The 15,019-nt window shown below is 61.7% G+C and carries 15 protein-coding genes; 7 read left to right on the forward strand and 8 right to left on the reverse strand.

What is annotated here, in order from left to right; translation table 11 throughout:
• The first annotated feature begins 86 nt into the window (after positions 1-86).
• Positions 87-857, forward strand: a complete 771-nt coding sequence (locus CEW89_RS14505; RefSeq protein WP_244906079.1) for an MlaA family lipoprotein — start codon at positions 87-89, stop codon at positions 855-857.
• Complete coding sequence (locus CEW89_RS14510; protein WP_066707817.1) at positions 850-1,434, forward strand: MlaC/ttg2D family ABC transporter substrate-binding protein; 585 nt, start codon at positions 850-852, stop codon at positions 1,432-1,434. The genes CEW89_RS14505 and CEW89_RS14510 overlap by 8 nt, the downstream gene beginning before the upstream one ends.
• Before the next feature lie 53 nt (positions 1,435-1,487).
• Here the strand turns inward: CEW89_RS14510 and CEW89_RS14515 are convergent, their stop codons facing one another.
• A complete protein-coding gene (locus tag CEW89_RS14515; RefSeq protein ID WP_066707820.1) occupies positions 1,488-3,656 on the reverse strand; it encodes a transglycosylase domain-containing protein in 2,169 nt (722 codons plus the stop codon).
• 280 nt (positions 3,657-3,936) lie between these two features.
• Between CEW89_RS14515 and CEW89_RS14520 the strand changes: the two genes are divergently transcribed.
• From CEW89_RS14520 to CEW89_RS14530, 3 genes are all read left to right on the forward strand, one after another.
• Positions 3,937-4,275 carry a P-II family nitrogen regulator gene (locus CEW89_RS14520; protein ID WP_066708050.1) on the forward strand — a complete coding sequence of 113 codons (339 nt, stop codon included), beginning with the start codon at positions 3,937-3,939 and terminating at the stop codon, positions 4,273-4,275.
• Positions 4,276-4,310: 35 nt separating this feature from the next.
• Entirely contained in the window at positions 4,311-5,645 is a 1,335-nt protein-coding gene (locus CEW89_RS14525; protein WP_066707824.1) for an ammonium transporter, read from the forward strand.
• Positions 5,646-5,796: 151 nt separating this feature from the next.
• A complete protein-coding gene (locus CEW89_RS14530; protein WP_198403429.1) occupies positions 5,797-6,552 on the forward strand; it encodes a lysozyme family protein in 756 nt (251 codons plus the stop codon).
• A gap of 52 nt (positions 6,553-6,604) precedes the next feature.
• Here CEW89_RS14530 and CEW89_RS14535 read toward each other — a convergent pair whose 3' ends face one another.
• From CEW89_RS14535 to smpB, 4 genes are all read right to left on the reverse strand, one after another.
• A complete protein-coding gene (locus tag CEW89_RS14535) occupies positions 6,605-6,985 on the reverse strand; it encodes a rhodanese-like domain-containing protein (protein ID WP_096806381.1) in 381 nt (126 codons plus the stop codon).
• 168 nt (positions 6,986-7,153) lie between these two features.
• Complete coding sequence (locus CEW89_RS14540; protein WP_096806382.1) at positions 7,154-8,338, reverse strand: amino acid aminotransferase; 1,185 nt, start codon at positions 8,336-8,338, stop codon at positions 7,154-7,156.
• Positions 8,338-9,192, reverse strand: coding sequence for a 3-mercaptopyruvate sulfurtransferase (gene sseA, locus CEW89_RS14545; RefSeq protein ID WP_066707835.1), 855 nt, complete (start codon positions 9,190-9,192; stop codon positions 8,338-8,340). Before sseA ends, CEW89_RS14540 begins: the two co-directional genes overlap by 1 nt.
• A 125-nt stretch (positions 9,193-9,317) precedes the next feature.
• Positions 9,318-9,800: an SsrA-binding protein SmpB gene (gene smpB / locus CEW89_RS14550; protein ID WP_096806383.1), complete on the reverse strand. Its 483-nt coding sequence runs from the start codon at positions 9,798-9,800 to the stop codon at positions 9,318-9,320.
• Positions 9,801-9,894: 94 nt separating this feature from the next.
• Between smpB and CEW89_RS14555 the strand changes: the two genes are divergently transcribed.
• Positions 9,895-10,332 carry an ion channel gene (locus CEW89_RS14555; RefSeq protein WP_096806384.1) on the forward strand — a complete coding sequence of 146 codons (438 nt, stop codon included), beginning with the start codon at positions 9,895-9,897 and terminating at the stop codon, positions 10,330-10,332.
• 48 nt (positions 10,333-10,380) lie between these two features.
• Here the strand turns inward: CEW89_RS14555 and dapA are convergent, their stop codons facing one another.
• Positions 10,381-11,253: a 4-hydroxy-tetrahydrodipicolinate synthase gene (gene dapA / locus CEW89_RS14560; protein ID WP_096806385.1), complete on the reverse strand. Its 873-nt coding sequence runs from the start codon at positions 11,251-11,253 to the stop codon at positions 10,381-10,383.
• A gap of 206 nt (positions 11,254-11,459) precedes the next feature.
• Here dapA and CEW89_RS14565 point away from each other — a divergent pair, with 206 nt between their 5' ends.
• Positions 11,460-13,379 (forward strand): lytic transglycosylase domain-containing protein, encoded by a 1,920-nt coding sequence (locus tag CEW89_RS14565; protein ID WP_157779872.1) that lies wholly within the window; start codon positions 11,460-11,462, stop codon positions 13,377-13,379.
• 11 nt (positions 13,380-13,390) lie between these two features.
• On the opposite strand, the gene CEW89_RS14570 is transcribed toward CEW89_RS14565, so the two are convergent.
• Together CEW89_RS14570 and mnmC2 are read right to left on the reverse strand one after the other, a co-directional pair.
• Positions 13,391-14,260, reverse strand: coding sequence for a DMT family transporter (locus CEW89_RS14570; RefSeq protein ID WP_096806387.1), 870 nt, complete (start codon positions 14,258-14,260; stop codon positions 13,391-13,393).
• Positions 14,257-14,946 (reverse strand): tRNA (5-methylaminomethyl-2-thiouridine)(34)-methyltransferase MnmC2, encoded by a 690-nt coding sequence (gene mnmC2 / locus CEW89_RS14575; RefSeq protein WP_096806388.1) that lies wholly within the window; start codon positions 14,944-14,946, stop codon positions 14,257-14,259. Before mnmC2 ends, CEW89_RS14570 begins: the two co-directional genes overlap by 4 nt.
• Positions 14,947-15,019 lie beyond the last annotated feature (73 nt).

The raw sequence follows: 15,019 nt of genomic DNA on the forward strand, positions 1-15,019 counted from the left end.
AATATTGGGCTTTCATTCGTGTCATACTATCTGGGCATATACCCACGACGCGAATGTCTTGTTACGTTCTGAACCGAAAGTCTGCCATGATGCGAGTTTTCCAAACCCGGTTCCTGCCGCTGATCGCGGTCCTTTCCCTCGGAGTGCTGGTGGGATGTACCGCCGCGCCGCAAGGGGGCGGGATCAACGATCCCTACGAGGAGGTGAACCGCAGTTGGCACGAGACCAACGTGGCGCTCGACCGCAGCGTGATCAAACCTGTGTCGACCGCCTATGGTACGGTGGTGCCCGATCCGCTGCGCAAGGGGCTGTCGAATGTCTCCGACACGCTGGGCATTCCGGGCACCGTGGTGAACGACGTGCTGCAATTGCGACTGGGGGATGCGCTGCACAACACCGCGCGCTTCGCGGTCAACGCGACCGTGGGGATCGGCGGGCTGTTCGATCCGGCGACGGGGATGGGGCTTGAGGAACGCGATTCCGATTTCGGCGAGACGCTTTACACTTGGGGTGTGGGCGAAGGGGCCTATGTCGTGCTGCCGGTCTACGGGCCGTCGACGGAGCGCGATGCGTTCGGCCTGATCGTCGATATCGCGCTGGATCCGGTGGGCAACCTTCTGGGCAACCCGGAGGCGAGCTACAAGACGGGGCTGAAAGTCGCCGATCTGGCCGACACACGTTATCGTTACTCGGACCTGTATGAATCGCTGATGTATGACAGCGCCGACAGCTATACGCAGATGCGCCTGACCTATCTCGACAATCGCCGCTATGAGCTCGGCACACCGATCGTCGCGGGCGAAGAGGGGGCGGATCAGGCCGCGACCTATGATATTTATGAGGACTTCTATGAGTGACTTCGGGTTCACCCGCCGCATGACTCTCGGCGCTCTCGGCGCAGCTCTGGTGCTGCCCCGCGCGGCGCTGGCCTTTTCCACGTCTCAGGCGGAGGCGCTGATCGGCAAGGCGGTGGCGGACATCAATACCATCATCAATTCGGGCAGGTCCGAAGCGGCGATGTATGTCGAGTTCGAGAAGGTGCTGGTGCGTTATGCCGACATGCCCAACATCGCCCGCTCGGTGCTCGGCCCGCCCGCCCGCTCTGCCTCGGGGGCGCAGATGAGCGCCTTCACCAAGGCGTTCCAGACCTATATTGCGCGCAAATACGGTTCGCGTTTCCGCGAATTCATCGGTGGCAAGATCCAGGTCAACAGCAGCCAGAAGATCAACTCGATCTACGATGTGCGCTGCACCGCGATCCTGCAGGGCGAAGCCCCCTTCGACATCTCGTTCATCGTGCATGACAAGGCGGGCAAGTTCATCGACCTTCAGATCGAGGGGATTTCGCTTCTGAAATCCGAACGCGCCGAGATCGGGGCGATGCTCGACAAGGCCGGTGGGTCGATCGACAAGCTGACGGCATCGCTGGCCTGATCGCCCCCGAAAGAGTGAATGGAAAAACGCGCCCCGGAAGGCGCGTTTTTTTGTCAGTTGCCGTTGCCGAAAATCGCCCCCAGAAGATCGAGCAGCACATTGTCGGCCTTGTCGTTGCCACGCTGGCCGTTGCCCGAGGGTTGCGCACGCTGCACCGTGGGAGGGGCGGCGGGGCGGATCATCGGCAGAGGTTTGGGCTCAAGGCCGCTTTGCACCTGCGCCATAGTCCGCTGCCAGATTTCGGCGGGGAGCCCGCCACCGGTTACCCCGGTCAAGGGCGAGTTGTCGTCGTATCCCATCCAGACGCCCGCGACGTAATCGGCGGTAAAGCCCATGAACCAGGCATCGCGCGCGGCCTGCGTCGTGCCGGTTTTGCCCGCGACCTCATAGCCCGGAATTTGTGCCCGCGCACCGGTGCCGGATTGAACCCCGTTATACATCATGTAGATGAGTTGCTGGGCACTGTCCGGGGTGATGACCCGCTCGCCAAGCCCGCCTTCCTGCCCCATCAGCGGCGTGTTGTCGCCCTTGAGACGCAGGGATTTGAGACCGTAGGGCGCCACGGAAGAACCGCCGTTCAGGATCCCGGCATAGGCCCCGGTCATCTCCAGCAGTGTGGTTTCCGACACGCCGAGCGCCAGAGCCGGGCCTTGCGCCAGATCGCTTTCGATCCCGAAGCTCGACGCCACGGTCCGCACGTTCTCAAGCCCCGCATCCATCGCCAGTTCCACTGCCGGGATGTTGTAGCTGTGCTTGAGCGCGTCGGTCAGGGTGACGGCGCCGTGGAACTTGCGGTCGTAGTTCTGCGGCGACCAGGGGCCGGAGCCGGGGATGTTGAGCGTGATCGGTTCGTCCACCACCACATCGTCATAGGACCAGCCCATGTCGAGCGCCGTGGCGTAGACGAAGGGTTTGAACGAGGAGCCGGGCTGGCGTTTCGCCTGTGTCGCCCGGTTGAAGGCGCCCGAAACCTTGAGCTTGCGCCCGCCCACCATGGCGCGGACCGCGCCGTCGGCGGACATCACCACGATGGCGGCCTGTGCCTCCGATCCTTCGCGGACCTTGTTCTCGAAAATCCAGATCAGCGCCTCTTCGGCCGCGGCCTGAATGCGTTGGTCGAAGGTGGTTTCAATCACCACGTCCTCGGTCGTGTCGCGGGTGAGAAAATCCGGCCCCGCGCCCATCACCCAATCGGCGAAATAGCCGCCCGCGCGTTTTTCCGCCGTTTCAGACAGTTCGGCGGGATGGGCCTTGGCATAGGCACGTTCCTCGTCCGTGATGTAGCCCTGCTGGTTCATCAGCAGGAGCACGATCCCCGCCCGTTCCTGCGAGCGTTGCAGGTTGTTCGTCGGGGCATAACGCGTGGGGGCCTGCAACAGACCCGCGAGCATGGCGGCCTCGGAGATGTTCACCTCGGCGGCGGATTTGCCGAAATAGCGCTGGGCGGCGGCTTCGAAGCCGTTCGCGCCGGCGCCGAGATAGGCGCGGTTCATGTAGATCGACAGGATCTCGTTCTTGGAATAGCGCGCCTCCATCGCCATGGCGAAGACCATTTCCTTGAGCTTGCGCGCAATCGTGGTTTCCCGGCAGTCGTCCTCGTATTCGGTTTGGGTCTTCCACTTCTTCGGATCGTAGGGCACGCCGAGACAGAGAAGCTTCGCGGTCTGCTGGGTCAGGGTCGATCCCCCGTGCCCGGACAGTGGCCCGCGCCCCTCAGAGAGGTTGATGCGGATGGCGGAGGCGATGCCGCGCGGGCTGACGCCGAAATGGCGATAGAAGCGTTTGTCTTCCGTGGCGACGATCGCCTCTTTCAGATAGGGCGACACGGTGTCGGCGGTGATTTGCCCGCCGAATTGTTCGCCACGCCAGGCAAAGACCGATCCGTCGCGATCCAGGAGGGTGACCGAGCCGCGCGCCCGCCCGTCCAGAAGCGAGTCATAGGGGGGCAGGCTCGAGTAAAGGTAGAACACCGCGATGCCGATGATCACGGCAAGCGCGATTCCGGCCCGCGTGAGGGTGATCCAGATCAGCCGCCAGAGGCCGCCGATAAGGCGCAGGAAGATATTGGACGACCGCTTGCGCGTGCGGTTGGCGCGCGGTTTTTTCGGTGCCCTGGGCTTTTGCGGTCCCTTGGGCTTTGTCTGTTTTTTCTGGGCCTTCTGGGTCGCGGGATAGCGTCTATCCGCCACCAGCCTGGGCTTTCCCCGGTTTGGTCCGGTCATGTCTCTTGCTCGATCTCGATCCGTTCTTGGTTGCGGTGAGTGTAAAGACTTGGCCTCTGGATGTTGAGGGGAAAGTTAAGACGAAATGAGTCGCCTTTGCCTCTTTATTTTGCGCCCATTTTTTAATCTGCGCGCACAAAATGTATAATCTTTGAGCAGGAGCTCCTGAAAATGACACAGGATTCCTGCGCGGATTCCTTGTGAAGCAACTCTGAACACCGTTTTGCTGACCCCGTGGCTGTCTTTCGGACGCCGCCCGCTCAAACGGAAGGGGAAAAACGTGAAACTCATTATTGCTGCAATCAAGCCGTTCAAGCTTGAAGAAGTCCGCGAAGCACTCACCGGTATCGGTGTGCGCGGCATGATGGTGACGGAGATCAAGGGCTTTGGCTCGCAGTCCGGTCACACCGAGATTTATCGCGGCGCAGAATATGCCGTGAACTTCGTGCCGAAGGTGAAGCTCGAAATCGTCGTGGCCGACGCCATGGCCGATCAGGTGGTGGAGACCATCGCAACCACCGCCAAGACCGACAAGATCGGCGACGGCAAGATTTTTGTCCTCGACGTGGAAGGCGCGACCCGCGTCCGTACCGGCGAGACCAACGACGACGCGATCTAATCGCGCTTACCCGAAACGAAAGGGACTTGAGACAGATGAAACTCACCAAATATCTTCCCCTTGCCGCCGCGCTCGTCGCGCTGCCGGCCATGGGGTTTGCGCAAGAGGCCGAAATGGCGGCCGACATGACGCCGCCGAACGAAGAAATCGGCTATATCTTCACCACTTTCATGTTCCTCGTCACCGGTTTCCTGGTGATGTGGATGGGCGCGGGCTTCTCCATGCTCGAAGCCGGGCTCGTGCGTTCCAAGAACGTGGCGATGCAGCTGACCAAGAACATCGCGCTCTTCGCGATCGCTGCCGTGATGTACTACATCATCGGTTACAACCTGATGTACCCTGGCGATGCCTGGTCCATAACCAACGTGCTCGGCGCCTTCTCGATGACCGTGCTTGAGCCGGTGGGCGGTTCCCCCGACACCGACCTGACCTATGCCTCCGTCGGTTCCGACTTCTTCTTCCAGCTGATGTTCTGTGCCACCACCGCGTCCATCGTGTCCGGTACCCTGGCCGAGCGCATCAAACTGTGGCCGTTCCTGGTCTTCACCGTGGTTCTCACCGGCTTCATCTACCCGATCCAGGCCTCCTGGAAATGGGGCGGCGGTTTCCTCGATGCGAACTACGGCTTCCTCGATTTCGCTGGCTCCACCGTCGTGCACTCCGTGGGTGGCTGGGCCGCTCTGGCCGGTGCCCTCATCCTCGGTCCGCGTATCGGCAAGTACAAAGACGGCAAAGTCACCGCTTTCCCGGGTTCCAACCTGCCGCTCGCAACGCTCGGTACGTTCATCCTGTGGCTCGGCTGGTTCGGTTTCAACGGCGGTTCCCAACTCTACATGGACACTGCTGGCAACGTGGCTGACATCTCCCGCATCTTCGCGAACACCAACACCGCGGCTGCCGGTGGTGCGATTGCCGCTCTGATCGTGACCCAGCTTGTCTACGGCAAGGTCGACCTCACCATGGTGCTCAACGGCTCGCTGGCCGGTCTCGTGTCCATCACCGCCGAACCGCTGACCCCGACCCTGGGTGCAGCTACCCTGATCGGTGCCGTGGGCGGTATCATCGTGGTCTTCGCCGTGCCGCTGCTCGACAAGCTGAAAATCGACGATGTCGTCGGCGCCATTCCGGTCCACCTCTTCTGCGGTATCTACGGCACCATCGCCGTGGTCTTCACCAACCCCGATGCCACCCTTGGCGGTCAGTTGATCTCCATCGCGATCGTCGGTGTCTTCACCTTCGTGGTGTCCGCCATCGTCTGGTTCATCCTGAAAATGGTCATGGGCATCCGCGTCTCCGAAGAAGAAGAGATCATGGGTCTCGACAAAGGCGAGCTTGGCATGGAAGCCTATCCGGAGTTCTACAAAGGCTGATCCCTTCCTCAGTCTGAAAAACAGGCCCGGGCGTCACAAGCGCCCGGGCTTTTTCATGTCTCCTCTTTCAGGCCCGGAGTTTGGTCCTAACGATTTCTCAACCAAGCTGACCTAGACCGGTCGTCGACCCTTTCAAAACGTCGAGGACCCGATGTCGCGCAAAACGTGCGTTCTGCTGGTGATCATTCTGCTCTGGCCGCATACGTTGCTGGCCGAGCCGGTGTCCCTGTTGCGGCCCAGCGGGCAGGCCTGGGATCTCGAGCGCCAGCCTCTTGTCGCCAGCCTGCCGCAGCCGCTGTCCACGCCTTTGAACGGCGCGGAGAGTTTTGGGCCGAGTCTGTTTGCCGGACGGGCGGAGGGCAGTTTCTTCGAGCCTCTGCCGCCGCGCCCGGATGACCGTGCGCGCATTCGCGGTGTCATGCATGCGTCTGCGGATATTCTGCGCATCCGTGCCTTGATCGGACGGGCGGAAAGTCCACGTGACGGCTACGATGCGGTGCAGCACGGGGCGACGCGCAGGCCTGCGAAGAAACCGACGCAAATGACGCTGGGTGAGATTTTCGCCTGGATCGACGCCACGCCCGGCCAGCCTCATGCCATCGGTTACTACCAGTTCATTCCTTCGACACTGGCGTCACTGGTCACCGAACTGGATCTCGGGCCGGAGGTGATCTTTACCTCTGCCGTGCAGGACCGTCTGGCGGACATCCTGCTGGCCGATGCCGGGATTTACGAACTGCGCGCGGGCGAGATCACCCGGCAGCGCTTCATGAACAATCTGGCGCGGATCTGGGCCGGGTTGCCGACCACGTCGGGCAAGTCGCATTACCATGGCTACGCAGGCAACAAGGCGACGATTTCCTGGGCAGAGTTCGACCGGGCCATGGCGGAGGTTTTTCCCGGTTAAACGAAAACGAGCGCCCCGGAGAGCGCTCGTCTGAATGACAGGGGGGAGGTTCTTACTGGGCCTGGACCTTTTTCGGCGCGCCGGTTGCCATGTCGGTGCCGGTGTAGGCCTTGCCCGCCGCTTTCCAGGCGCCGAAGCCGCCTTCCATGTGGCCGACCGGGCTGATGCCAGCGGCTGCACAGGCCATGGCGACCTTGCCGGAGCGGACGCCGGAGCCGCAATGGAAGATGATGCGTTTGCCTTCCTGTGACGGCAATTTCTCGGCGGAGAAGAAGGACAGCGGCATCAGCAGCGCGCCTTCGATATGTTCGAAGGCATATTCCTGCGGCGTGCGCACGTCGATCACGGCAATCTCGTTGGCGTCGAAAGCCTTGGCGACCTCGTCCACGGTCCAGGTCTCGAAGGTCAGCCCATCTACGGTTTCGGTTTTCATAGCGTTTCCTTTTGGTGGTTCTGTCCGGTATCCAGACATATGCGAATAAGTTGCATTTAAAAGTCATCTTATCGTGACGCGATGCGACACATTCAATTTAGCATGGAAGATATGAAAAAAGCGCGCCGAAGCGCGCTTTTGACCGTAAATTTTTGCATGTGCTTATGCTTATTTGCAGGTCTTGGCGATCGCAGCGGCCAGAAGCGGCACGGTCTCGGCATTGAGGCCCGCGATGTTCATCCGCGAATCGCCGACCATGTAGATGCCGAAGTCTTCGCGCATTTTGAGAACCTCTTCCGGGGAAGCGCCGATGCGGGAGAACATGCCGCGGTGACGGGCGATGAAATCGAACCGGTCGCTGTTGGTCAGGCGTTTCAGCTCGTCGGCGAGCTGTTGGCGCAGCCCCAGCATCCCGAGGCGGACTTCTTCGAGTTCTGCCATCCAGTCGGCCTTGAGCGCTTCGTCGGTGAGGATCATCGACACCAGACGCGCGCCGTGATCCGGCGGGAAGGAATAGTTCTGACGGTTCAGGTAGTTGAGCGTCCCTTGGGTCACCGGGGTCTGCTCGGCTGTCTCGGAGATCGCCATCAGGCAGCCGGTGCGCTCGCGGTAGATGCCGAAGTTTTTCGAACAGGAAGACGCCACCAGAAGTTCCGGCAGTTTGGAGGCCAGAAGACGGGTCGCCGCCGCGTCCTCCTCAAGCCCGTCGCCAAAGCCCTGATAGGCGATGTCCACAAGCGCGGTTGCGCCTTTCTCGGCGATCAGATCGGCCACCAGACCGTATTGTTCGAGCGTCAGGTTCGCGCCCGTCGGGTTGTGACAGCAGCCATGCAGCAACACCACATCGCCCGCTTTCAGCGCCTTGAGGCTGTCCATCATCGCATCGAAATCGACGGTGCAGGAGGCCTCGTCGAAATAGGCGTATTCGGCGTGGTTCAGCTTCATGAACTTGATGATCGACACATGGTTCGGCCAGGTCGGGTTCGAGGTCCAGACGGTGGTCTCCGGATCGACGAGCTTGGCGAGCTCAAGCGCCTGACGCACCGCACCGGTGCCGCCGGGGGTCGCGATTGCGCCAACGCGGGCGTGATCCACGCTGTCGCCAAGAACCATGGCTTTCATCGCCGCGCCAAAGGCCGGATCGCCGGAGAGCGCGGTGTAGCTCTTAGTGGTTTCCTCGTCCCAGAGCTGTTTCTCAGCCGCCTTGATCGCGCGCATGATGGGCGTGTGGCCGGTCGCGTCCTTGTAGACGCCGACGCCAAGGTCGATCTTGGTCTCGCGCGGATCTTCGCGGTAGAACTGCATCAGTTGAAGGATTTTATCCGCCGGTTGCGGCTTCAGGTTGCTCAGCATTACGCGTCTCCAGTTGCGACTTTCAGGTCGCCATACATGCCCCATTCCGCCCAGGATCCGTCATAGAGCGAGAAAGGCACGCCGAGACGGGTGAGCGCGAGGCCCAAAATAGCGGCGCTCGCCCCCGACCCGCAGGTGGTGATCGCCGGTTTGTTCAGATCGACGCCCGCGTTTTCGAAAATACGGCGCAGCGCCTCATTGGATTTCAATGTGCCATCGGGGTTCAGAACCTCCGGAAACGGCACGTTGCGGGAATTCGGGATATGGCCGGAGGCAAGGCCGGGGCGCGGTTCTGGCTCTTCGCCCTTGAACCGGCGGGACGAACGCGCGTCGATAATGACGTAATCGCCGAGTTTGGAAGAGGCGGCCACCTGGGTCACATCGCGCACAAGCTCGGGGCGTTCCTCGACCACCATGTGGCGGTCGCGGATCACGGGCGGGATGTCGGTGACCGGACGGCCTTCGGATTTCCATTTCGGCAGACCGCCGTCCAGAACGGCAACATTGTCCTGGCCGAAATATTTGAACATCCACCAGACGCGTGGCGCTGAAAAGATGCCGGAGGTGTCATAGACCACAACCTGATGCCCGTCGCCGATGCCGAGCGCGCGCATGCGGGACATGAATTTCTCCACCGGCGGCAACATATGCGGCAGGCTCGACCGCAGATCGGCCACCTCGTCGATGTCGACAAACCGCGCACCGGGAATGTGTTCGCGCTCGTATTCGGCGCGGCAATCGCGGTTGTCTGCGGGCATGTACCAACTGGCGTCGATGAGCCGCAACTCCGGCGCCTTGAGGTTTTCGGCAAGCCAGGCGGTGGACACCAGTGTTTTCGGATCGCTCTCGGGCATGTGACCTCTTTCGGTCCTGAAGACAGTCGTTCCTGCCTTAGCGTTACCGGCTTACGGGTGCAAGCGATGCAATGAGCACAGGCGGTTTGCCGGGACACAAAATGCCGTGCGGGCGTAAAAACCGCTCAGTCGCCGTGGCGCAAAAGCCGTTGCTTCTGACGGCCCCAGTCGCGTTTCGCTTCGGTTTCGCGCTTGTCGACGTTCTTCTTGCCCTTGGCGATGCCGAGTTTGATCTTCACCTTGCCGCGATGATTGAAATACATCACCAGCGGCACAAGGGTCATGCCCTGACGCCCGGTGGCCTGCCAAAGCCGGGCCAACTCGCGCCGGGACACCAGCAACTTGCGCTTGCGGCGCTCTTCATGCGGGAACATCGCCTGCTCATAGGGGGCGATATAGGCGTTGGTCAGCCAAAGCTCGCCATCGTCGACCGAGGCATAGCTTTCGGCGATGTTGGATTGCCCGGTGCGCAGCGATTTGACCTCGGACCCGGTGAGCACGATGCCGCATTCTATGTCATCCTCGATGGCATAGTCGTAGCGCGCGCGCCGGTTCTCGGCGATCACCTTGTAGTTCTTTTCTTCCGGGGTCTGTTTTTTCTTGGCCATAGTGGAACGTCAGATAGGCGTTCGGCGGCGATCTGTCCACTGGTCCGGCAGGGGGAAATCTGGCAAAACACGACGAAATATGACCGGAGCCCCCATGTTTCTCCAAATACTTGTCGGAAGCGGCCTTATTCTCCTGTCGGTCTTCGTGGCCGCCTTGGGGTTTCTGATGCTCGAACTGGTACTGCAAAAGGCGCACACTTGGCTGATCCGCGAACCGCATCGTCCGAAATTGGCGCTCGTGCTGTTCGGCGCTGTGCTGGCCGTGCTTTGGATGATCACGGCGGGGGTGTGGATCTGGGCCATCGCCTTTCGTTCCCTCGGGCTGTTCGTGCATTTCGAGGAGGCGCTGTATTTCTCTCTCGAATCCTTCACGACGCTGGGGTTCGGCGATTTGCTCTTGCCGGAAAAATGGCGCCTTCTCAGTGGTTTTGCCGCAACCAACGGGCTTTTGAACATCGGCATGATGACCGCGCTTCTGATGGAAGTGCTGCGCCATGTGCGACGCACCCAGATCGAAAGCCGACATATGTAACGAAAAGGGGCCGCAAAGGGCCCCTTTCCGATTCGAATGTGTCGAGGCTCAGAGCAGCCCGGCGTGTTCCATCGCCGCCTTAATCGCGGCTTTGGTCTCATCCGACAGCGGCGTGAGCGGCAGGCGTACCTCGTCGGAGCACAGTCCCAGAAGCGACATCGCGTATTTCGCGCCGCATACACCGGGTTCAAGGAAGATCGCCAGGTGCAGCGGCATCAGCTTGTCGGTGATCTCGAGCGCGGTTGCGTAATCGCCCGCCTGTGTCGCGGCCTGCATCTCGGCACAAAGCTTCGGCGCGACGTTGGCGGTCACGGAGATACAGCCGACACCGCCATGGGCGTTGAACCCAAGCGCCGTGGCATCCTCGCCGGAGAGCTGACAGAACTCCGGCCCGCAGGCGATACGGGTTTTCGCCACGCGCGAGAGATCGCCGGTGGCATCCTTGACGCCGACGATGCGCGGCAGTTTCGCAAGCTCCGCCATGGTCGCTGTGGTCATGTCGATCACGGAACGGCCCGGAATGTTGTAGATCACGATCGGCAGGTCGGCGGAGGCATGCATTGCGGTGAAATGCGCGATCAGGCCTTTCTGCGTCGGTTTGTTGTAATAGGGCGTCACCACGAGGGCGGCGTCCGCACCGACTTTTGCGGCATGCCGGATCAGGTTCAGACCCTCGGCGGTGTTGTTCGACCCGGCACCCGCGATCACCGGAATACGACCGGCGACGGTGTCGACGACGATCTCGATCACCTTCTGGTGCTCGGCATGGCTGAGCGTGGGGGATTCACCCGTGGTGCCGACGGGGACGAGGCCCGATGAGCCCTCGGCGATATGCCATTCGACCAGACGTTTGAGCGTATCGACATCCAGCTCGCCGTTCTTGAACGGCGTCACCAGTGCAGGAATGGATCCTTTGAACATCGTACGCTCCTTTTCGCAGTAAGGGCCCCAAGGCATTTTGCCCTGAGTCGCCCGTGAAAGTTCCGGCGGAAACTAGCCGCCTTCGGCGCGGTTCACAAGAATCTGTGTTGCTGTCCCCCGCGCGCGCGTTCATCCTTGGGAAAAACCGAGCAGTCCCCACAAGATATCCCGAAGGTCCAGACCCGATCATGTTTCAGAAGTCCGCCATGAAGACGGCTTACGTATTTGTATTTGCAGCTTTTTCCGCCATGTCCGCCGCGGCGTCGCCCGAATCGGATGCGCTGTCGCGGGCCAATGCGGCACGGGCGGAGGGCAATTGGTCCCTTGCACGCGAAGAGGCGCGCGGCATCGGGCGGGACATCATCGACTGGCAGTATCTGCGTGCGGGTCGGGGGACGTTTGCGGAATATCGCGATTTCCTGAAACGTCATGCCGATTGGCCCGGCCTGCCGCTTCTGGCGGAAAAGGGCGAGGCGGCGATCCCCGCCGATGCCGATCCGCGCGCGGTGATCGACTATCTCACCGCCTATCCGCCGCAAACCGGCGCGGGGGCGTTGCGTCTGATCGCGGCCTATGAGGCGCTTGGCCAGTCCGCGGATGCCCAGGCCGAAGCGGCGCTGGTCTGGAACACGCTGGCCTTGAAGGCGGAGGAGGAGCAGGCCCTTCTGGCGCGCTATGGCTCGATCCTGAAATCTTCCCATGTGGCGCGCACCGAGATGCTGCTTTGGCGGGACCGGTTCCGGGACGCAGAGCGCATGGTGCCAAACCTGCCCGCGGGCTGGGACAAACTCATCGCCGCCACCGCCGTTCTGGTGCGCGACGGGGCGGGCGTGGACGAGGCGATTTCCGCCGTCCCCGCAAGTCTCGCCGATCACCCGGTTCTGGCCCATGCGCGGTTCGAATGGCGGGTGCGCAGAGGGCGCAACGAGGATGCGGTGACGCTTTTGCTGCAACAATCGACGCCCGAGGGCTTGGGCAAGCCCGAGGTCTGGAGCGACCGGCGCCGCATGCTTGCGCGTCAGATGATGCGCGACGGCAAGGAGCAGATTGCCTATACGGTCGCCGCCCGTCACGGGCTGACCCCGGATCAAAGCGACTATGCCGATCTCGAATGGCTCGCGGGCTATGTCGCGCTGCGCTATCTCAAGGAGCCGGGCAAGGCGCTCGATCATTTCAATCGGTTCCGCATGGCGGTGAGCACGCCGATTTCCCTTGGCCGTGCGGGCTATTGGGAGGGGCGCGCGCTCGAGGTCATGGGGGCCAAGGACGATGCCGCCGCCGCCTATGCCTTTGGCGCGCAGTTTCAGACGTCGTTCTACGGGCTTCTGTCCGCCGAGAAAATCGGTCGTTCTCTCGATCCGGCCCTGACCGGTGAGATGCGCTTTGCCGATTACAAACAGGCGTCCTTCATGGGATCCTCCGTGCTCAAGGCCGCATTGTTGCTTGAAGAGGCCGGGGATTTGCCGCAATCCGCGCGTTTCATGCGTCATCTGGGCGAAAGCCTCTCGCCGCAGGAGTTGGGGCAATTGGGCGATCTGGCGCTCGATCACGATCCCTACCTTGCGGTTCTGGTGGCGAAATTCGCCGCCGATCAGGGCATCGTGCTCAATCGCGCCTATTATCCGCTGCATGCGCTTGCGAAGGCCGATCTTCCGGTCGAGCCGGAGCTTGCCATGGCCATTGCCCGGCGCGAAAGCGAGTTCTATCCCATGGCGCAGAGCCACGTCGGGGCGCGCGGGCTGATGCAGCTCATGCCACGCACCGGGGCCGCGATGGCGGAAAAGCTGGGGATCGCGGGGTACACGGACGGTCAGCTTTTCGATCCGATCATCAACGCACGCCTCGGCTCCGCCTATCTGGCGCAGCTCGAAGAGGAATTCGGCAACAACGTCATGCTGATCGCAGTGGGCTACAACGCCGGTCCGTCGCGCGCCCGCGACTGGATCACCCGTTATGGCGATCCCCGCACGGGCAAGGTCGATCCGGTTGACTGGATCGAACATCTGCCCTTCCGCGAGACCCGCAATTACGTGATGCGTGTGGCCGAAAGTCTGCCGGTTTACCGCGCGCGCCTGCATGGGGAGACCGGGCCGATCCATCTGTCGAAGGAACTGGCGGCCCGTTAAGCCTCAAGGGGTTAAGCGCCCCGCACCTGACGGGCACGCAGAAAGGTGAATACACCGGCGGCCACGACGACCGCCGCGCCGATCACCACATTGTTGCGGATCACATCGCCAAAGACGAACAGCCCGAGAATGGCGGAAAACGGCAGTTGCAGATAGGCAAAGGGCTGGATCGCGGAAGCTTCGGACAGCTCATAGGCCTTGATCAGCAGGTAATGCGAAGAGATCGAGGTTACGCACAGGAGACCCATCCAGAGCCAGTCCGTGGGAAGCATCGCCTGCCAGTACCAGACGCCGATCAGTGTCGTGACCACGGCCCCCGCGATGCCGGTGTAGACAAAGGTGACATCGGCGCTGTCGAAGCGCGCGACATAGCGGTTGAGAAGCCCGTAGAGCGCAAAACAGAAGGCGGCTGCGATGGGGAAGGCCGCGTTGAGGGAAAACACGCCGCTGCCCGGCTGGATGATGATCATCACGCCGATGAACCCGACCGCGACCGAGGCCCACCGCCGCCAGCCGATATGTTCACCCAGCACCGGCCCGGACAGCGCGGTGATCAAAAGCGGGTAGGCGGCAAAGATCGCGGGCGCATCCACCAGCCCCATGCGGACGAAAGCGGTGACCATGATCAGTATTTCAAAGGCCAGAAGCGCACCACGAAAGAACTGAAGGCGCGGACGCGCCGAGCGCAGCACAGAGGTGAGCCGACCCTTGCGGGCCGCGAGCATCAGGACAAACCCTGCGAAGACCCAATAGCGGATCATCACGATCATGAAGACGTTATACGTCCCTGCGAGATGGCGGGAGATACCGTCCTGCATCGCAAAGATGAAGGTCGCGGCGACCATCAGCCAGATGCCGAGCGCCGGGGTCTGGTTCGTCATGCTTTCATACCGCGGCTCATGTGGCGTTTGCGCCCGAAGCCTGCCGTGCGTTCGACGGTGAACCCCGCGTCGCTGAGTTTCTGGCGCACATGGCCGGCCGCCGTATAGGTCGCGAAGGTGCCGCCCTGTGCTGTGTGACGCCCGACCTCACGCATCAGTTCCTCACCCCAAAGTTCGGGGTTTTTCGCGGGAGAAAACCCATCAAGGAACCAGGCATCCGCCTGACCGTCCCACCCGGCAAGCGTCTCGCGCGCATCGCCGATTTTGACCTCGACTTCAATCTGCCCCAACCGAAAGGCACGTTTGCCCTCCGCCCATGCGGTGAGAAATGGCTCTGCAATCGCCTCGGCCTCAGGGAAGGCCGCAAGTGCCTTGGCAATATCGGGGGCGGTCATCGGGAAGGCCTCGAAAGAGGTAAACCGTACCAGGCTCGGCCCATGCCAGATCAGCGCCAGTGCCAGCATGTTGAGCCCGGTGCCAAAACCCAGTTCGGCCACCTGAAACCCGTCCCGAAGCCGCGCGGGAAGGTTATTGCCCGAAAGGAAAACATGTCGCGTTTCCTCAAGCCCGTTGCCGAGCGAGAAATAGGGATCGTCGAACCGGGTCGAAACGGGGATTTGCCCGTCGCGCCATTCGATGTTGGCTGTCTGGCCGCCAATCTGGTGGCCGGTCTGGTTGTTGGTCATGGGATGGCTTATGAGAGGGCGGGTTTGGCAGACCATGCTTTGAGCGGTGGTCACTTGCAACGGGTAAAAACGC

Source organism: Celeribacter ethanolicus, from assembly GCF_002407265.1.
Taxonomy (GTDB): domain Bacteria; phylum Pseudomonadota; class Alphaproteobacteria; order Rhodobacterales; family Rhodobacteraceae; genus Celeribacter; species Celeribacter ethanolicus.